The following is a 298-nucleotide window of genomic DNA, read 5'->3' on the forward strand; positions in this document are numbered from 1 at the left end:
TTTTAATCCCTGATACCTTTTTGCCGGCGTCATAGCCCTTCTGTCCTGCTGTGTCCGTATTCTTCACACTTTGTGCGTCCACGATCAATAGCGACGGTGAGTCGTTGCGCCCCTGTTTCACGCGGGCCGCGCCAACCTGATTTTTTTAATGCCTGTTGTAGCAGGCTGCCATCCTTACGGGGTTCACTCCAGATGCTGAAGTAGGCGTGGACGGTACGCCACTTTGGAAACTCGCTGGGCAACATACGCCACTGGCAGCCGCTCTTGAGTAGATAGAGGACGGCACAAAATACGTCGT

Annotated in this window: 1 pseudogene; it reads right to left on the reverse strand. The window is 53.7% G+C overall.

What is annotated here, in order from left to right:
- A pseudogene (locus ACUHMQ_RS21245) lies at positions 1-298 on the reverse strand (transposase); the annotation flags it as partial.

The sequence above is a fragment of the Chitinimonas violaceus genome (assembly GCF_052601015.1).